13 protein-coding genes are annotated in these 18,052 nt (G+C 72.2%); 6 read left to right on the top strand and 7 right to left on the bottom strand.

What is annotated here, in order from left to right:
- Window positions 1-3: 3 nt before the first annotated feature.
- Window positions 4-1,275: an ABC transporter substrate-binding protein gene (locus ACGFNU_RS40095; protein ID WP_392601842.1), complete on the top strand. Its 1,272-nt coding sequence runs from the start codon at window positions 4-6 to the stop codon at window positions 1,273-1,275.
- On the opposite strand, the gene ACGFNU_RS40100 is transcribed toward ACGFNU_RS40095, so the two are convergent.
- Window positions 1,239-4,040 carry an ATP-binding protein gene (locus ACGFNU_RS40100; RefSeq protein ID WP_392601843.1) on the bottom strand — a complete coding sequence of 934 codons (2,802 nt, stop codon included), beginning with the start codon at window positions 4,038-4,040 and terminating at the stop codon, window positions 1,239-1,241. The genes ACGFNU_RS40095 and ACGFNU_RS40100 overlap by 37 nt on opposite strands.
- 199 nt (window positions 4,041-4,239) lie before the next feature.
- On the opposite strand from ACGFNU_RS40100, the gene ACGFNU_RS40105 reads away from it, so the two are divergent.
- Window positions 4,240-5,034, top strand: a complete 795-nt coding sequence (locus tag ACGFNU_RS40105; protein ID WP_392601844.1) for an SAM-dependent methyltransferase — start codon at window positions 4,240-4,242, stop codon at window positions 5,032-5,034.
- A gap of 30 nt (window positions 5,035-5,064) precedes the next feature.
- On the opposite strand, the gene ACGFNU_RS40110 is transcribed toward ACGFNU_RS40105, so the two are convergent.
- Window positions 5,065-5,433 (bottom strand): PH domain-containing protein, encoded by a 369-nt coding sequence (locus ACGFNU_RS40110; protein WP_392601845.1) that lies wholly within the window; start codon window positions 5,431-5,433, stop codon window positions 5,065-5,067.
- A gap of 219 nt (window positions 5,434-5,652) precedes the next feature.
- Here ACGFNU_RS40110 and ACGFNU_RS40115 point away from each other — a divergent pair, with 219 nt between their 5' ends.
- On the top strand, window positions 5,653-6,222 hold the full coding sequence (locus ACGFNU_RS40115; protein ID WP_392601846.1) for a hypothetical protein: 570 nt from the start codon (window positions 5,653-5,655) through the stop codon (window positions 6,220-6,222).
- A gap of 88 nt (window positions 6,223-6,310) precedes the next feature.
- Here the strand turns inward: ACGFNU_RS40115 and ACGFNU_RS40120 are convergent, their stop codons facing one another.
- From ACGFNU_RS40120 to ACGFNU_RS40130, 3 genes are all read right to left on the bottom strand, one after another.
- Window positions 6,311-7,141: a phosphoribosylaminoimidazolesuccinocarboxamide synthase gene (locus tag ACGFNU_RS40120; RefSeq protein ID WP_392601847.1), complete on the bottom strand. Its 831-nt coding sequence runs from the start codon at window positions 7,139-7,141 to the stop codon at window positions 6,311-6,313.
- 61 nt (window positions 7,142-7,202) lie between these two features.
- A complete protein-coding gene (locus ACGFNU_RS40125) occupies window positions 7,203-10,220 on the bottom strand; it encodes an AAA family ATPase (RefSeq protein ID WP_392601848.1) in 3,018 nt (1,005 codons plus the stop codon).
- Entirely contained in the window at window positions 10,217-11,353 is a 1,137-nt protein-coding gene (locus ACGFNU_RS40130; protein ID WP_392601849.1) for an exonuclease SbcCD subunit D, read from the bottom strand. The genes ACGFNU_RS40125 and ACGFNU_RS40130 overlap by 4 nt, the downstream gene beginning before the upstream one ends.
- A 148-nt stretch (window positions 11,354-11,501) precedes the next feature.
- Here ACGFNU_RS40130 and ACGFNU_RS40135 point away from each other — a divergent pair, with 148 nt between their 5' ends.
- From ACGFNU_RS40135 to ACGFNU_RS40145, 3 genes are all read left to right on the top strand, one after another.
- The gene (locus ACGFNU_RS40135) at window positions 11,502-12,191 is read left to right on the top strand and encodes a RibD family protein (RefSeq protein WP_392601850.1); all 690 of its coding nucleotides are present in this window, start codon (window positions 11,502-11,504) and stop codon (window positions 12,189-12,191) included.
- Window positions 12,184-12,627 carry a deaminase gene (locus ACGFNU_RS40140; RefSeq protein ID WP_392601851.1) on the top strand — a complete coding sequence of 148 codons (444 nt, stop codon included), beginning with the start codon at window positions 12,184-12,186 and terminating at the stop codon, window positions 12,625-12,627. The genes ACGFNU_RS40135 and ACGFNU_RS40140 overlap by 8 nt, the downstream gene beginning before the upstream one ends.
- Before the next feature lie 153 nt (window positions 12,628-12,780).
- Entirely contained in the window at window positions 12,781-14,214 is a 1,434-nt protein-coding gene (locus ACGFNU_RS40145; protein WP_392601852.1) for an aldehyde dehydrogenase, read from the top strand.
- Between the two features lie 81 nt (window positions 14,215-14,295).
- On the opposite strand, the gene ACGFNU_RS40150 is transcribed toward ACGFNU_RS40145, so the two are convergent.
- Complete coding sequence (locus ACGFNU_RS40150) at window positions 14,296-14,967, bottom strand: two-component system response regulator (RefSeq protein ID WP_392601853.1); 672 nt, start codon at window positions 14,965-14,967, stop codon at window positions 14,296-14,298.
- Window positions 14,967-18,052, bottom strand: a 3,086-nt coding sequence (locus tag ACGFNU_RS40155) for a HAMP domain-containing protein (protein ID WP_392601854.1), incomplete at its 5' end; no start/stop codon positions are given. The genes ACGFNU_RS40150 and ACGFNU_RS40155, both read right to left, overlap by 1 nt.

The raw sequence follows: 18,052 nt of genomic DNA on the forward strand, positions 1-18,052 counted from the left end.
ATCATGAAAAAGAGGATCGGCGCGGTGCTGGCCGCGGGCGTGCTCGTCGCGAGCGGTTGCGGCGTCTTCCGGGGGGACGAGGACAGCGGCGCGCCCGGGGTGACCAAGGACGCCTGCCCGAACGCGGTGAACAAGAAGAACGGCTGCATCTATCTGGGGATCATCTCCGACCTGACCGTCGGCCCGTTCAAGACGCTGGCCGTGCCCATCACCGAGGCGCAGAAGGCGTTCTGGAAGCGGGTCAACCAGCAGGGCGGCATCGGCGGCTACGACATCGACGCCACCAAGTACGTCCGCGACAACAAGTACAACCCGGAGACCCACAACCAGGTCTACCAGGAGATCAAGGGCAAGGTGCTGGCCCTGGCGCAGACGCTGGGCTCGCCCACCACGGCCGCCATCATCAAGGACCTCAAGTCCAGCAAGGTCGTGGCGGCGCCCGGATCGTGGACGTCGGCGTGGAACTTCGAGGACGTCATCCTGGAGTCCGGCGCGAGCTACTGCATCGAGTCGATGAACGCGATCGACTACGCCGTCGACACCTTCAAGCCCAAGAGCGTCATGGCGGTCCACTACGCCGGTGACTACGGCGCCGACGCGGCGGCCGGGGCCAAGGCGGGCGCGGCCGCGCGGAAGCTGACGTTCAACGCCGTCGAGACCCCGCAGGGCCAGGACAACCAGGGCCGCGCCGTCGACGCCATCGTCAAGGGCAAGCCCGATCTGGTCATCCTCACCACCGGCCCGACCGACGCCGCGACCGTCATCGGGCAGGCCGCGGCCCGCGGCTTCAAGGGCCGCTACATCGGCACCGGCCCGACGTGGAACAAGGGGCTGCTCAAGAGCCCCGCGGCCCCGGCGATCAAGGCACAGTACCTGCAGTCGGCCCCATGGGCTCCGTTCCAGACGCAGTCGCCCGGCCACCAGGCCATGCGGCAGGCGCTCGGCCAGGTCGACCCCAACGACGGCTACACCTCCGGCTGGGTCTGGTCGTACCCGCTCAAGGCGGCGCTGCAGAAGGCGGCGGCCAACAAGGAGCTGACGCGCGACGGGCTGCTGAAGGCCGTGAAGCAGATCAGCCAGGTCGACTACGAGGGCATGCTGCCGCCCGGCTCGGGCAACTTCGCGGCCGCCCCGGCGGCCGGCGCGGTCCGCACCAGCCTCATCGGCAGGCCGGACGACGCGGAGCCGACCGGGGTCAAAGTGATCAAGGAGGCGTTCACCGGTCCCACCGCGAAGGCCTACACGCTCGACGCCCCCTGCTTCAGCAAGCTCTGAGCGCCCGCCTGCCGGTAGGCGCCGCTCCGGGCGCGCAGTTCCAGCCTGCTCGCCGTGCCGGTCTTGGCGAGCAGGCTGGCGACGTGCGTGTCGACGGTGCGGTGCGACAGGAAGAGCCGCTCGGCGATCTGCCGGTTGGTGAGCCCCTCGGTCAGCAGCATGAGCACGTCCATCTCGCGGCTGGTCACCCCGGCGGCGCGCAGGCCTGACGGGACCGGCGTGCGGCCGCGGCCCCGCCGGGTCGGCGCGCCGGCGCGCCGGAGCAGATCGCGGGTGGTCCGGGCGAGCCGGGTCTCCCCCGTGCGCTCGAACGCCGCCAGGTCGGTCCGCAGCGCGGGCACGGGATCCCCCCAGCCGTCGGCCACGGCGGCCTCCAGCGCGAGCGACCGGCAGAGGCGCCGGTGCCAGTGCTGGTGCGCCAGCGCCTCGTCGCCGGCCGCCAGCAGGTTCGCGGCGCGCTCGGCGCGCCCGGCCCGGCCGGCGGCGACGGCGTCGGCGTAGTAGAGCGCGCCCCGGTTCTCCACCCGCAGGACCGAGGACGAGTGGCGCACCATCTCCCGTACCTTGCCGTCCCCCCGCGCGACGACGGACCGGAGCAGGGCCCACAACCCCCACAAGGCCACCGGCGCGATCTCGCCCCGGCCCTCCAGCATCGGCATGCCCTCGTCGAAGAGCCTGACGGCCGTGTCGAGATCGCGGTCCAGCAGCGGGATGAACGCGCGGACCACCGGCGCGAGCGCCGCCACCTCGATGGGCGCCTGCGCGCGCCCGAGCGCCGCGTCCAGCACCGCCTCCATGCCGTCGGCGTCGGCGTCGGCCGCGCGGCCGAACCCGATGAAGAGCTCGCCGACCGCCTGATGGCTCGCCAGCCGCAACCGGCCTGCCAGCTCGGCCGCCGCGCGCGCCGGCGACTCCCCCGCGCGCGGCCCGTCGACGGTGCACAGCTGGTCGGCCCGGACGAGGTCGGCGACGACGACGTCCATGAGCTGACCGGACTCCAGGGCCAGCTCCCTGGCCTCCGCCAGCGCCGGCGCGTGGGAGCCGGTGGTGACCTCCACCGAGGCCAGGCCGTTCAGGGCGGCGATGCGCCACGGCAGCAGCCCGTACTCGGCGGCGAGCTGGGCCGCCCGCGTGTAGGTGGCCCGGGCGATCTCCACGTCGTGCCGGATGGCGCACTGGCCGAGGACGATCAGGGCCCGGCACAGCGCCTCCCCGTCGCGGGCCGCCTCGGCCCGCTCGATGGCCGCCGTGGCGAGCTGTGCCGCCTCACCGATGCGCCCCGGCCCGAACGCGGCGTCGGCGGCGAGCACCAGCGCGTGCGGATCCTCGGGCCTGCCGGCCCGCTGGAGGTACCGTTCGGCCTCGTCCCATCGGCCCAGCACGATCGCCGCGTCGGCCAGCCGCAGGCACAGCCGGGCGTGGTCGTCGCCGGTCGTCCGGCTGAGCGCCCGCGCCCCGGCCGCCAGCGCCGCGTCCGCCTCGCCGAGCCGGGTGAGCAGCAGGACGCGTTCGATCGCGACGGCCGCCGGCGGCGCCGCGAGGCCGTCCGCCCGGTCCAGCAGGGTCCGGGCGTCGCGCAGCGCTCCCCGGGCGATGTCGCTGCGGGCGAGCCGGACGAACACCGCCGCCGCGCGGGCCTGCTCACCGGCGACGGCCAGCAGGTCGGCGGCGCGCGCCTCGTCGTCGGGGCCGCCCCGGTCCAGCAGCGCCTCGGCCGACCGCCGGGCCAGCACGGCCCGCACGGGCGGCGGCACCGTCGCCAGCACGGCGTCCCTCGTCAGGGCGTGCCGCCAGCGCAGCGCGTCGCCCGCCGCGACGAGCAGCCGCGGCTGCGCGGCCCGCGCGGCGCCCAGCACCACGTCCTCGGCCAGGCCGGTCGCCCTGCCGAGAACGGTCCAGTCCGGTTCGTCGCCGAGCACCGCGGCCGCCTCCAGGACCCGCCGCCGATCGGGGCCGAGCATCTCCAGCCGGGCGGCGACCATGCCCGCCAGGGTGGGCGGCACGGAACGTTCCTCCATGCCTCCGGCCACCAGCTCCTCCACCAGGAAGGGCAGGCCGTCGGACTTCCGCGCCACCAGCTCGCGCACGGCGGCGGGCAGTTCGGCCGTGCCCGCGCACCGCTCGGCGAGCGCCATCGAGTCGGCCTCGTCCAGCCTCCCCAGCCGGAACGCGTGCACCTCCGGCCGCTCGATGATGCGGCTCCGCAGGCAGGGCGGGCAGTCCTCGTCCCGGATCGACGCGGCGACGAGCACCGGGCACGCGTGCACCACGCCGGACAGGTATTCGACGACGGCGAGCGTGTCGCCGTCCGCCCAATGGAGATCCTCCAGAACCAGCAGGCAGCCGCGCGACCCGTTCAGCATCCGCAGCAGCCGGACGAGCCCCTCGCCCAGCACCAGCACGGGATCGATGCTCGCCGGCGGCTCCTCCCCCGCCCACTCGGGCAGCAGGCGGCCCAGCGCGGCCCGGAACGGCTGCAGCTCGGCGCACTCCTGGCGGCAGTCATCGCGCAGGTGCCCGGCCAGCGCCTCGGCCAGCGGCCGGTACGCGCCGCCGCCCGCCACGGCCCGCCCCGTCAGCACGAGCATCCCCGCCTCGCGCGCGAGCCGTCCCGTCTCCGCGAGCAGGCGGGACTTGCCGATGCCCGCCTCGCCCAGGACCGCCAGCATCCCGCCGCGGCCGTCTCCCACACCGTCGATCAGACCGGCCAGCCCGGCCAGCTCAGCCTCGCGCCCCACCATCGCGGCACCGTCCCCGACAACCATTGGCTCAGTATCCGCACACCGGCCCCGGCTGACATCCGGTGTTCCACTGACACCCGGCACTGACACCCCCGCACCGAGACCCGTGTTTTTGTCACCGCCGGCAGAACGATGCGGACGTTCCGTGTCGTTATGATCACGCGGATGTGGGACCGATCCACTACGCTGGGACCACCCCCGCCCCGCATCCCAGGGATGGCACATGAGCGATCGCGATCCCCGTCATGACCTCGGCTTCGACGGCCCCGCCAGCGCCCGTGTGTACGACTACTCCCTCGGCGGCAAGGACAACTACGCGCCCGACCGCAGCGCCGCCACCGACGCGCTCGGCGCGTACAGCGTGGCGCACCTGCTCCCCCGCGAGAACCGCAAGTTCATGCGGCGCGCGGTCCGCCACCTGCTGGACGCCGGGGTGCGGCAGTTCATCGACCTCGGCTGCGGCCTGCCGGGCAAGGGCAACGTGCACGACCTCGCGCTCGCGGCCGACCCCGATGCCAAGGTCGTCTACGTCGACAACGATCCGGTGGCCGTCGTCCACTTCCAGTCGCTGCTGCACGCGGTGCCCGGGGCGATCGCCGTCAAGGCCGACGCCCGCCGCCCGGACGAGATCCTCGGCCATGCCGAGGTCACCGCGCTCCTCGACGCCGACCGTCCGGTGGGCATCCTGATGATCTCGATGCTCGACTGGATCCCCGACGAGGACGATCCCGACTCGATCGTCGCCGCGTTCCGCGACGCGCTCGTCCCCGGCGGCCACCTGGTGATCTGCGACTTCCTCGGCGACAACCTCACCGACGCCGACCGGGCCACCCACGACGAGCTGACCAAGCGCTACGACATCTCGGTGACCTTCCGGTCCAGCGAGCGCTTCAAGGGCTTCTTCGACGGCCTCGACCTGGTCGAGCCGGGCCTCGTGCTCGCCCCCGAATGGCGCCCCGACCGCCCCTACGACCCGCCGTCCGGCTGGCTCATGGCGGGCGTCGGCCGCAAGCCCTAGCCGGTCGCAAGCCCTGGCCGGTCGCGGGCCCTAGCGGGAGATGTAGTGCATGATCACGTCATGCACGTGGTGGGTCTTCTCCTCGCCCCGGAACTCGATCTCGTAGAGCTGGGTGCCCACATGGATGGCGATCGTGCCGCTGGAGAAGAACGAGCCGGCGAACGACTTGTTGCTGACCACGCTCACTGAGCTGATCTTCGAGTAGGGCACGCTGGTGATCGCCATCCGCTTGCCGGCGAACGACTTGTCCTGAATGATCACGCGCCGGTCGGTCAGCCCGATGAACCCGGTGCCCGTGCCCACCGCGTCGTACACGGCGATGATCTGCTCGCCCTGCAGCAGCCCGCCCTCGATCTGCTTCAGCTGCCCCGACTTGTCGTGCGGAATCGCGTTCCCCATGGCTCTCCTCGAATCGCCGTCACCGGATCCGACGCCCCCATCCTCCCCCACGTTCCGAATGTGGAAAATCTCGCCTGCCAGCAGCGGAGACGGCAGATGGAGAGACCGGAGACAGAGGCGAGACGGAGGGGAGACGAGGGCGAGACGCCCCCCTGATTCCTTGTGGCGCGTCAGGACCTGGCGGGCGAACGGATCGCCTGCCGTCCTTAGGGAGGCAACGTGCGTACTACCCGTGTTGCAACGAAGACAGGCCTCGTCGGCCTGGCGTCGGCTGCGGCGGCGCTCAGCCTGGGCGTCACCCCGGCCGGAGCCGCCACCGCGAACGCGCCGGCCGGCGACCCCGCGCCGGTCCTTCAGGTCCAGCAGCAGGCGCCGGTGAAGGCCGGCGTCGCGGACCTGAGGGCGGCGGGCGTGCCGGAGAAGGACGTGCACGCCGCCGGATACAAGAAGAAGACGGTCAAGCTCCGCTGGTGCTGGGGCGAGAAGAAGCCGAAGCTCGGCAAGGCCTCCGGGACGCGCTGCGCCTTCCTCGGCGTCTGGGTCGACTACACGTTCGTCTACAACGGCAAGCGGGTCTACCAGCACCGCGTCGCCTGCGACGACAAGGGCATCTACAACCCCCTGTGGAGCTGGTGCGGCTACACCAGGAACGGCAAGTCCTGGATGAGCGCGGGCGGCAACTTCAAGACCCGGCTGGGCATCGGCCCCGTGAACGCCTCCGTCGCCTACTGGATGCGGATGTACGCGACCAACAAGGGCCGCGTCACCACGTCCGGCGGCAAGGCCTGACCTCGCGGGACCCTCGGACGAGTCCCGGCCGGCAGCGCCCCGACACCTGCCGGCCGGGGCTTTCCATGCGGCGTCAGTCCCAGGAGCGTCACTCCCAGCGGCGGCCGGTGAGCCGCTCGTAGACCTCGACGTAGCGGGCCCTGGTGGCGGCCACGATCTCGGCCGGGATGGGCGGGCCGGGGGGCGTCCGGTCCCAGTCCAGCGTGCTGCTCCAGTCGCGCACGAACTGCTTGTCGAGCGCGTGCTGGGGACGGCCCGGCGTCCAGTCGGCGGCGGGCCAGAAGCGCGAGGAGTCGGAGGTCAGCACCTCGTCGCCGAGGACGAGCGTGCCGTCGGCGGCGCGGCCGAACTCCAGCTTGGTGTCGGCGATGATGATGCCGCGCTCGGCGGCGATGGCGGCGCCCCGCCGGTAGACCTCCAGGGTGACCTCTTTGAGGTGGGCCGCGGTGTCGTCGCCGATCTCGTTCACCACGTCCTGGTAGGTGATGAACTCGTCATGGCCCTCGGTGGCCTTGGTCGTCGGGGTGAAGATCGGCTCGGGCAGGCGGGAGGCCTCGACCAGCCCCGGCGGGAGGGCGAGCCCCGAGACGGTGCCGTCCTTCTCGTACTCCTTGAGCCCGAGACCCGCCAGATAGCCGCGCGCGATCCACTCGACCGGGAGCATCGTGAGGCGCCGGCAGCGGACCGCCCGTCCCGCCCACTCCGCGGGGACGTCGGTCGCCGAGATGATGTGGTTGGGGACGACGTCGGCGAGCTGCTCGAACCACCAGAGCGAGAGCTGCGTGAGGATCTTCCCCTTGTCGGGGACCTCGGTGGGCAGCACGACGTCATAGACGCTCACCCTGTCCGACGCGACGAGGATCAGGTCGTCGCCGTCGGCGTAGACGTCGCGCACCTTGCCCGAGTGAACCAGTTCCATGTGCTTCCTCAGCTCCCGAGCCCCCGCCGAACCACGAGGTGGCAGTGTACTAGGGCCCTGGTCAGACGGTGACGGCGGCGCTGGAGCCGGTGCGTTCCTTGCGGATGCGGAGCTGGGCGGGGATCCGGGTGCGGAGCTCGGCGACATGGCTGACGATGCCGACGGCCCGGCCGCCGTCGCGGAGCCCGTCCAGGACGTCCATGACCTCGTCGAGCGTCTCCTCGTCCAGCGTGCCGAAGCCCTCGTCGACGAAGAGCGTGTTGATCTCGGTGCCGCCGGCCTCCGCGGTGACCACGTCGGCGAGGCCGAGGGCGAGGGCGAGGGAGGTGATGAACGACTCGCCGCCCGACAGGGTGACGGGGTCGCGTTCCTGGCCCGTCCAGGCGTCGACGACGCGCAGCCCGAGGCCACCGCTGCCGCCGCGCCGGTCGCCCGCCGCCTTGTCGATGGTGTGCAGCAGCGTGTAGCGGCCCGCGGACATGCGGGCGAGCCGCTCGTTGGCGGCGGCGACGACCTGTTCGAGACGGGCGGCGAGAACGTAGGCCGACAGCCGCATGCTGAGGCGGTTGGCGCCCGACTGCCCCGAGGCGAGACCGGCGAGGCGTGCGGCGACGGCGTGCCGCTCGGCCGCCGGGCGCCACGCCTGGACGCGGGCCACCAGCTCGGTGCGCAGGTCGGCGAGCCGGTCGCACCGCTTGCGGGTCCGGTCGGCCGCGGACGCCACGCCGGTACGGGTCGCCTCGGCCGCCGCCAGCGCGGCCTCCAAGGTGGTGAGGTCGGGTTCCGGCTCCGCCGCGGCCGCCTTGAGCAGCGGGTCGCGCAGGCGCTCGTTCACGGCCGCCCGCTGGTTCTCGTAACGGCGGATACGGTCCCCGAGGGCACCCTGGTCCTCTTCTTCCATCTCGGCCGCCCGCACCGCCTCGGCCGTCTCGAAACCCTGCTCGGCCATCGCCTGCCCGGCGCGGGCCTCGGCCGCGTGCAGTTCCTCGGCGGCGCGGCCGGCGGCCTGGAGGGCCCGGACGGCTTCGGCGAACTTGTCGGCCTCGTGCCGCAGGCGCGTGATCCGGGCGTCGAGCGTGGGATCGTCGCCGCGTGCCTCGTCCAGCTCGGTCTGAATCCGTCCGTGCTCGGCGGTCAGCTCCTGGTGCTGGGTCCGGTTCACGGTGAGTTCGTGGCCGACCTCGTCCCGCCTGGTCCGCGCCTGCTCCAGCTCCTGCTCGGCCTGGTGGAGGAGCCGTTCCACCCGTTCGACGTCGGCGGCGCGGGCGTCGATCGCGGTGAGGATCCCCTCGGCGGCGGCCACTTCGGCGGCGAGTGTCTCGACGCCCGTCTCACCGGCGGTCTCCAGGGCGTTGTCGTAATCGGCCCGCCGGGACTCGACCCGGCCGCTCGCCGTCTCACGGCGCGACTGGGCCTTCTCGTACTCGGCCTGCGCGCGCTCCTCGTCCTCCTCGCCGGGAATGAGGCCGAGCGAGGTGGCGGGAGCGGGGTGGTCCGTCGACCCGCAGACGCGGCAGGGCTCGCCGGCGACCAGGTCTTCGGCCAGCGTGGCCGCCATGCCTTCGAGGCGTGCCTGGCGGAGGTCCTGGAAACGTTCGCGAGCCCGTTGCGCGATATCGATCGCGTCGCGGAGGTCCGCCTCGGCCTGGGTGAGCTGGGCCGCGAGCCGGTCTCGGCGGTAGGCCGCGTCCAGGCGGCGGGTGGCCTCCTGGAAAGCGGCATCGGCTCCTGGACGCCCGGCCAGCACGACCTGCGCCTCGACCAGTTCGGCGCGCCGCTCCTCGACCCGGCCGGGCAGCTCGGCGAGGGTGGCGGAGAGCCGGGCCTCTTCCGGCTCCAGCCGGGCGCGTTCCCGGGCGAGCTCGGCCAGGTCAGCCGTGATCTCCCGCAGCCGGGCCGCGGTAGCGCGTTTCTCCTCCAAGGCGGCGATGTCGTCTCGCCTCTCGCGCTCCGCCTTGACGAGCACGTCCTCGGCCGCGCCGGGGGTCACCAGCGCGGCGACCCTGGCACGCGCCTCGACCGCCGTGCGCTGGGCCATCTTGGAGTGTTCGGCCCGTTCCCCGGCCTGACGGATGAGCGGCATGACGCGGTCGGCGCGGACGGCGGCGTCATATCGCACGGTGTTGCGCGAATGATCCGCCGCGTACTCTTCCAACCCGGCCCGGCGGCGAAGCGCCGCGGCGTGCTCCTCCTGCCGTTCGGCGAGAGTCTTCGCGGCGTCGAAGGCGGTACGGGCGGCGGCGTGACCGGCTTCCGCCTCGGCGAGCAGGGCCTCATTCACCGTGTGGACGGCCGCGTGGTGGCCCGCGAGCTCGGCGGCCCAGGCGGGGAGCACCTCGATGTCGTCCAGCGGCTCGTCGGCCGGCTCGGCCTGCCGGGGCTCGGGGACCAGGGACCGGCCCGGCCGCTGGGCGCCGGTGACCTCGGCGATGTGGTCGGCGCTCGACTCGGCGGCCGAGCGCAGCCCGGCGGCCGCGCGGCGGGTGGCGGCGCGGCGGTCGGCGAGCCACTTCTCCACCTGGGTGAAGACCTCGGTGGCGAAGAGCCGCTCCAGGACCTTGCGGCGCTCCTCGGCGCCGGCCCGCAGGAAGCTCGCGAACTCGCCCTGCGGCAGCATCGCCACCTGGCAGAACTGCGCGGCCGTCATGCCGAGCAGGCGCCCGATGAGGTCGCCCGCCTCGTCCAGACGGGTGGTCAGGCCGATCCAGTCGCCGTGCTCCAGCTCTTCGACGATGACGGCGGCGTGCTCGGTGGTGGTGCCGGTGCCGCGCTTCTTGGGCCGTTCCCAGGCCGGGGAACGGGTGATCCGGAAGCGGCGGCCGCGGACGGTGGTCTCCAGGACGACCCGCGGCGCCTGGTGCGGGGCGGCGTGGTCGCTGCGCAGGCCCTTGACCGCGTTGCGCACGCCGGGGACCTGCCCGTACAGCGCGAAGCAGACCGCGTCGAGCACGCTGGTCTTGCCCGCGCCGGTCTGGCCCTGGATGAGGAACAGCCCGGCGTCGGAGAGCGCGTCGAAGTCGATCTCCTCGGTGCCCGAGAAGGGGCCGAACGCGGTGATCTCCAGCCGGTGCAGCCTCAAGCGAGCGCCTCCTTCCGGCGGCAGCTCTCGAAGGCCTCGTGGAACAGTTCGCGTTCGGCGGCCGAGGCGGGGGCCTGCGCCACCTCGGCGACGAAGTCGCCGGCGATGTCGAGGTCGGAACGTTCACGGACGCGTTCGGACCAGGTCCGGGGGTCCGCCGCCGCCTCGCCCTGCGGGTCGAAGCCGAGGACGAGCGCGTGCGGGAACCGGCGGCGCAGCCGTTCCATCGCGGCGGACGGCCGCTGCGCGTCGGTGAGGGTGATCTGGAGCCAGCGGTCCTGGTACTTCTCGTGCGAGGGGTCGGTGAGCAGGTCGTCGATGCGGCCGCTCAGGCGCGCGACGCGGCGGGGCACCGGGGCCTCGACGAACTCGGCCGACAATTCGCCGCCGGGCCGCAGATCGACCAGCCAGGAGCCCTTGAGGTGGTGTTCCTCGGAGAACGAGTAGGCCAGCGGCGAGCCGGAGTAGCGCACCCGGTCGGTCATCGCCTGGCGTCCGTGCAGGTGGCCGAGGGCCGCGTAGTCGACGCCCTCGAAGACCGAAGCGGGGACGCTGGCCGCACCGCCGACGGAGATGTCGCGCTCGCTCTCGCTGGCTTCTCCCCCGGTGACGAACGCGTGGGACAGGACGACCGAGGCGGTGCCGGCGCCCCGGCGCCCGATGTCGGCGCGGACACGGCGCATGGCCTCGGTGAGCGCGGCGGCGTGGCTGCGTTCGTCCAGGTCCCAGGGGTGGCGGACGAGCTCGGGCTCCAGATAGGGGATGCCGTAGATCGCGGCGTCGTCGATGAGGAGGGGATCGCCGACCCTCGCGGGGTCTGTGCGCACGTGCACGCCGGCGGCGTCCATCAGCGACGAGCCGAAGCCGAGCCGCTGGACCGAGTCGTGGTTGCCCGCGATCAGGACCACCCGGGTCAGCGCGGCGAGCCGTTCGAGCGCCTCGTCGCAGAGCCGCACGGCGTCGACCGCGGGCAGCGCGCGGTCGTAGACGTCGCCCGAGATGAGGACGCAGTCCACCCGTTCCGACCGGACCGTGTCGACGAGATGATCCACGAAGGCCGCCTGGGCGCCCAGGAGGTCCTCGCGGTGGAACGATCTGCCGAGATGCCAGTCGGACGTGTGGAGAAGTCGCATGACGGGGTCACCATAGGCAGCACCCGCGTCACATCCGGCGCAGAAACGCCGAGGAGCCCCAAACAATCTTCGAAAGGAGAAGCGGGGACGGATCGTACCGCCTCGATCATGGGAGGTGCCCGGCGTCCCGTTCCCCTAGAGTTGCGCCGTGAGCGAGCGTCCTTATGTACTGCTGAGCTGCGCGATGTCGGTGGACGGATACATCGACGACGCGAGCCCGGACCGGCTGCGGCTGTCCAGCCCGGCCGACTTCGACCGCGTCGACGGCGTCCGCGCGACGTGCGACGCGATCCTGGTGGGCGCGGGCACGGTCCGGCGGGACGACCCCAAGCTGCTCGTCAAGTCGCCCAACCGCCGCGACCAGCGGGTCGCCACGGGCCGGCCCGCCGATCTGACGAAGGTCACGGTGACCGAGACCGGCGATCTCGACCCCGACGCGCAGTTCTTCACCACGGGCGAGTCGCCGAAGCTGGTCTACTGCGCGTCGTCGGCCTCCCACGCGCTCGCCGCCCGGCTGACCGGGCGGGCCGAGGTGATCGACGCGGGCGATCCGGTGGACTTCCCGGTGATGCTCGGCGATCTGGCGGCGCGCGGCGTGCGGCGGCTGATGGTGGAGGGCGGCGGCGGCATGCACACCCGCTTCCTGACCGCCGGCCTGGTCGACGAGCTCCAGCTGGTGGTGGCGCCGTTCCTCATCGGCGACCCGTCCGCGCCGCGCTTCGTGGGCTCGGGGGTGTTCCCGCAGAGCCCGGACCGGCCGATGCGGCTGGCCGATCTCACCCGGATCGGCAACCTCGTCCTGCTGCGCTACCTGATCGGGGCCGCCACGCGTGGCTGACCGCGTGGACGACCTGGGCCGGTTGCGGATCGCGTGCGAGCTGGCCGCGCTGTGCCCGCCGTCGGAGACCGCGTTCTCGGTCGGCGCGGTCATCGTCGGCACGGACGGGCGGGAGCTCGCGCGCGGGTACTCGCGGGAGAACGACCCGCACGACCACGCCGAGGAGTCGGCGCTGGCCAAGACGGCCGCCGACCTGACCGGGACGACGATCTACAGCTCGCTGGAGCCGTGCGCCGAACGCCGGTCGCGTCCACTGACCTGCTCGGAGCTGATCCTGCGGGCCGGGATCGCGCGGGTGGTCTTCGCCTGGCGGGAGCCCTCGCTCTTCGTCGAGGGCGAGGGCCTGGAGCGGTTGCGGGCGGCGGGCGTCGAGGTCGTGGAGCTGCCGGCGCTGGCCGATCTGGCCCGCGCGCCCAACGCCCACCTGCTCGGCTGAGCCGCGGCTCCGCGTGCGGGACGCCCTTGAGCTCGTGAAAGCCGGGCGTCCCGGGATGAGACTCGCGTCTCATTGCTCTTGCCAAGTCCCCGGGCGCCCATGCGATGCTGTAACCAAGCAAGCATTCGGTCGATAGCGGGAGGCTCCAGCAGCATGCGTGAACACGATCGGCTGTTCATCGGCGGTCAGTGGACCGCACCGGCCGGCACCGGCACCATCGACGTGATCTCCCCGCACACCGAAGAGGTCATCGGGCGGGTGCCCGAGGGCACCGAGGCGGACATGGACGCCGCCGTCGCCTCGGCGCGGCAGGCGTTCGACCAGGGCCCCTGGCCCCGGATGACCCCCGCCGAGCGCGCGGAGATCCTCGGGCGGCTGTCGGCGATCTACGCCGAGCGGCAGCAGGCGATGGCGGACCTGGTCACCGAGGAGATGGGGTCGCCGATCCTCTTCTCGATCTTCGGTCAGGCCGCGATGCCGCAGATGGTCCTGCAGTACTACGTGGACCTGGCCGCCTCGTTCACCTGGGAGGAGGAGCGCCAGGGCATGCTCGGCCCGGTCACCGTGACCCGCGAGCCGGTCGGCGTGGTGGCCGCGATCTACCCGTGGAACGTCCCGCAGTTCACGCTGATGCTCAAGCTGGCGCCGGCGCTGATCGCGGGCTGCACGGTCGTGGCCAAGCCCTCCCCCGAGACCCCGCTGGACGCCTACCTGCTGGCGGAGTGGATCGAGGAGGCGGGCGTCCCGGACGGCGTCATCAACATCGTCCCGGCGGGCCGCGAGGTGGGCGCCTACCTGGTCTCGCACCCGGGCGTCGACAAGGTCGCCTTCACCGGCTCCACCGACGCCGGGCGCAAGATCGGCGCGGCCTGCGGCGAGCTGCTGCGGCCGGTCACGCTGGAGCTGGGCGGCAAGTCCGCGGCGATCATCCTGGAGGACGCCGATCTCGCCGCGACCATCGAGGGCTTCAAGATGGCCGCGCTGATGAACAACGGCGAGGCGTGCGCCGCGCAGACCCGCATCCTGGCGCCGCGCAGCCGCTACGACGAGGTCGCCGACGCGCTCGTCACGATGGTCGGCGCGCTCAACGTCGGCGACCCGGCCGACTACGGCACCGAGATCGGGCCGCTGGTCGCCAAGCGGCAGCAGGAACGGGTCGAGGGGTACATCAGGATCGGCCAGGACGAGGGCGCCAAGGTCATCGCCGGCGGGCTCAACCGGCCGCACGACCGTGGCTGGTACGTCGCGCCCACCGTGTTCGGCGGCGTCACCAACGACATGCGGATCGCCCAGGAGGAGATCTTCGGCCCGGTGCTGTCGCTCATCTCCTACGAGGACGAGGACGACGCGGTCGCGATCGCCAACGACAGCAGGTACGGGCTCGGCGGCTCAGTGTGGACGGCCGACGTCGGCCACGGCGTCGACGTCGCCCGCCGGATCCGTACCGGCAGCTGCGGCGTGAACCTCTACGTCCTCGACCCCAACACCCCGTTCGGCGGCTACAAGGACAGCGGCCTCGGCCGCGAGCTGGGACCCGAGGGCCTCTCCCCCTACCTGGAGTACAAGGCCATCCCGCGCTCGGCCTGACCGCCTGACCGCCGCGCACCTTTCGAACGCACGGGACCCCATCGGCCACGAGCCGATGGGGTCCCGTCGTCGGGGCCGCGTTCAGGAGGCTCCGGCGGGTGAGGTGACGTCCTGCCGGCCGAAGAGCGCCTGGTGCGCGCCGCGCAGCGCGCCGATCTCCTGGTCGAGGCGGGCGAACGCCTCCTTGGCCGCCACCTCGGCCATCCCGTCGCCCATCCGGTCGGCCAGCAGGACCAGCGCGGTCTCCACGGCGGAGAGCCGGTCGTTGACGTCGCTGACGAGGCCGGCGCCGCGGGCCAGCCCCTCGGCCGCGCCGGGGAACAGGCCGCTCAGGATGGCCGACTGCTCGCGGGCGCGCCGCCGCTGGACGTGCAGCTCGATGAAGATCTCCACCTTGGAGCGCAGCACCCACGGGTCGAACGGCTTGACGAGGTAGTCGACCGCGCCGACCGCGTAGCCGCGGAAGGCCAGGTCGGGCTCGCTGCGCGCGGCGGTCAGGAAGATGATGGGCACATCCTTCGTCCGGTCCTTCCGCTTGATGTGGTAGGCGGTCTCGAAACCATCCATGTCCGGCATCACGACGTCCAGCAGGATCACCGCGAAGTCCTCGGTCATGAGCGCCCGCAGCGCGTCCTCCCCCGACCGCGCCTGCACCACCGTCGCGTCCACCGTCTTGAGGATCGCCGCGAGGGCGACCAGGTTCTCCTCCTGATCGTCCACCAGCAGGATCTTCGGAAGGTCGGACTTGTCCATCACCGCTGTTCCCCCTTGCCGTCGCCGTCCCGTCCGGCCCCGTCGCCGGACGGCAGCCCCGTCGCCTCGGCCTCGAAATCGTCGGCGAGCCCGGCCGGCTCGCCCGGGTCCGCGGACCTCCCCTGGTCCGGCCCGCCCGCGGCGGCCGGCTCGAGCGTCTCGGCCGACTCCAGCCGCTCGTCCAGCCACTTGCGCATCACACCGAAGAGATGCTCGATCTCGACGGGCTTGGTGACGTAGTCGGACATCCCCGCGACCAGGCTCTTCTCCTGGTCGCCCTTCATCGCCTTGGCGGTGAGCGCGACGATCGGGAGCGCCGCGAACTGCGGCATCGCGCGGATCGCCCGCGTCGTGGCGTACCCGTCCATCTCGGGCATCATCACGTCCATGAACACCAGCGCGATGTCGTCGTTGTTCTCCAGGCTGTCGATGCCCTTCTTGCCGTCGGCGGCGTAGAGCACCTTGAGGCCGGACCTCTCCAGCACGGTGCTGAGCGCGAAGACGTTGCGGATGTCGTCATCGATGATGAGCACCTTGCGCCCCTCGAACACCGCGTCCTGCGCGACGACCAGGCCGGGCTCGGCGAAGTCGTCGCCGACGCGCACCCGGGAGGCCGGCTCGAGGGCGACCATCCCGCCGTCGCCCATCGCGTCGAACCCGTCGGCCTGGCCTCCGTCCATGAGCTGGAGGCGCCGCGGGTAGGGGCTGCGCTCGGGCAGGTAGAGCACGAAGGTGCTGCCGACGCCGGGCCGGCTGTCGGCCCTGATCTCGCCGCCCAGCAGGCCGGCGATCTCGCGGCATATCGACAGCCCGAGCCCCGTGCCGCCGTACTTGCGGCTGGTGGTGCCGTCCGCCTGCTGGAACGCGTCGAAGATGACCTCCAGCTTGCCCGGCGGGATGCCGACGCCCGTGTCGGTGACGGTGAACGCGACGACCCGGTCGGCGGTGCTGAGCGCGTCGGTGGCGAAGAAGACGTCCCGGGCGGTCTTGATCTCCAGCCGGACGCCGCCCTCGCTGGTGAACTTGATGGCGTTCGACAGCAGGTTGCGGACTATCTGCTGGAGGCGCTGCTCGTCGGTCGCCAGCACCTGGGGCAGGTCGTCGTCGATGACGACCTCGAACTCCAGCCCCTGCTCGACGGCGATGTGCCGGAACGTCACGTTGACGTAGTCGACCAGCTTGGCGAGCGGGATGTCCTCCGGATGGATCTCCATCTTGCCGGCCTCGATCTTCGACAGGTCGAGGATGTCGTCGATGAGCTGCAGCAGATCGCGCCCGGCCCCGTAGATGGTGCGGGCGAACTGCACCTGCTCGGAGGTCAGGTTGCCGTCGGGGTTGGCCCACATCAGCTTGGCGAGCAGCAGCAGGCTGTTGAGCGGCGTGCGCAGCTCGTGCGACATGTTGGCGAGGAAGTTGGACTTGTAGCGCGACGACAGCGCCAGCTGCTCGGCCCGTTCCTCCAGGGCCCGGCGGGCCTGCTCGATCTCGGCGTTCTGGACCTCGATCTCGCGGTTCTGCTGGGCGAGGAGCGCCGCCTTCTCCTCCAGCTCGGCGTTGGACCGGCGCAGCTCGGCCTGCTGGCGCTGCAGCTCGCCCGACCGCTCCTGGAGCTCGCGGGTGAGGCGCTGCGACTCGCCCAGCAGCGCCTCGGTGCGGGCGTTGGCGATGATGGTGTTGATCGCCACGCCGATGGTGTGCACGAACTGGTCGAAGAACGCCAGGTGCACGTCGCTGAACCGGCTGAACGCGGCCAGCTCGATGACGCCGAGCACCTCGTCCTCGAACAGGATCGGCAGGACGACCACGCACGCCGGGGACGACTCGCCCAGCCCCGACGAGATCTTGATGTAGTCGGGCGGCGTCTCGACGATGATGAGCCGCTTCTTCTCCACGGCGGCCTGGCCGACCAGGCCCTGCCCGAAGTCGAGCTCCTCGTTGAGCCGGGTGCGCCCGCGGTAGCCGTAGCCGGAGATGAGGCGGAGCGTCGGCTCGCCGCCGGCCTCGCGCTGCGCCAGGAAGAAGGCGCCGTAGTGCGCGGCGACCAGCGGGGTGAGCTCGCTCAGGATGAGGCTGGCGACCTCCACCAGGTCGCGGTGGCCCTGCATCAGCCCGGCGATGCGGGCGAGGTTGCTCTCCAGCCAGTCCTTCGCCCGCGTGGTCTCGCGCAGGTTGGCGACCATCAGGTTGACGTTGTCCTTGAGCTCGGCGACCTCGCCGCGCGCCTCGACCGTGATGGCGCGGGTCATGTCGCCGCGGGCGACGGCGCTGGCCACCTCGGCGATGGCGCGGACCTGGGTGGTCAGGTTGCTGGCCAGCAGGTTGACGTTGTCGGTGAGGTCCTTCCAGGTGCCGGTGGCGCCGGGCACCTGGGCCTGGCCGCCCAGCTCGCCGCGGCTGCCGACCTCGCGGGCGACGCGGGTGACCTCGGAGGCGAACGCCGACAGCTGGTCGACCATGGTGTTGATGGTCGTCTTCAGCTCCAGGATCTCGCCCTGGGCGTCGACGTCGATCTTCTTGGTGAGGTCGCCGTTGGCGACGGCGGTGGTGACCTGGGCGATGTTGCGCACCTGGTAGGTCAGGTTGTTGGCCATCGCGTTGACGTTGTCGGTGAGGTCCTTCCACACGCCGGACGCGCCGCGCACCTGGGCCTGGCCGCCCAGCTCGCCCTCGGTGCCGACCTCGCGGGCGACGCGGGTCACCTCGTCGGCGAACGCCGAGAGCGTGTCGACCATCGTGTTGAGGGTGGTCTTGAGCTGGAAGATCTCGCCGCGGGCGTCCACGGTGATCTTCTTGGTCAGGTCGCCGCCGGCCACGGAGGTCGCCACCTGCGCGATGTTGCGGACCTGGTTGGTGAGGTTGTTGGCCATGGAGTTGACGTTGTCGGTGAGGTCCTTCCAGACCCCGCTGACGCCGCGCACCTGCGCCTGACCGCCGAGCCGGCCCTCGGTGCCGACCTCGCGCGCGACGCGGGTCACCTCGCCCGCGAACGCCGAGAGCTGGTCGACCATGGTGTTGAGGGTGTCCTTCAGCTCCAGGATCTCACCCTGCGCGTCCACCGTGATCTTCTTCGACAGGTCCCCGTCCG

The organism is Spirillospora sp. NPDC048911 (genome assembly GCF_043198015.1).
Taxonomy (GTDB): Bacteria; Actinomycetota; Actinomycetes; order Streptosporangiales; family Streptosporangiaceae; genus Spirillospora.

Bases quoted from the DNA above. Each gene is read 5' to 3' on its own strand.
- ACGFNU_RS40130 (WP_392601849.1), bottom strand. From the start codon at position 11,353: ATGCGACTTCTCCACACGTCCGACTGGCATCTCGGCAGATCGTTCCAC.
- ACGFNU_RS40105 (WP_392601844.1), top strand. From the start codon at position 4,240: ATGAGCGATCGCGATCCCCGTCATGACCTCGGCTTCGACGGCCCCGCC.
- ACGFNU_RS40145 (WP_392601852.1), top strand. From the start codon at position 12,781: ATGCGTGAACACGATCGGCTGTTCATCGGCGGTCAGTGGACCGCACCG.
- ACGFNU_RS40100 (WP_392601843.1), bottom strand. From the start codon at position 4,040: ATGGTTGTCGGGGACGGTGCCGCGATGGTGGGGCGCGAGGCTGAGCTG.
- ACGFNU_RS40120 (WP_392601847.1), bottom strand. From the start codon at position 7,141: ATGGAACTGGTTCACTCGGGCAAGGTGCGCGACGTCTACGCCGACGGC.
- ACGFNU_RS40095 (WP_392601842.1), top strand. From the start codon at position 4: ATGAAAAAGAGGATCGGCGCGGTGCTGGCCGCGGGCGTGCTCGTCGCG.
- ACGFNU_RS40110 (WP_392601845.1), bottom strand. From the start codon at position 5,433: ATGGGGAACGCGATTCCGCACGACAAGTCGGGGCAGCTGAAGCAGATC.
- ACGFNU_RS40150 (WP_392601853.1), bottom strand. From the start codon at position 14,967: ATGGACAAGTCCGACCTTCCGAAGATCCTGCTGGTGGACGATCAGGAG.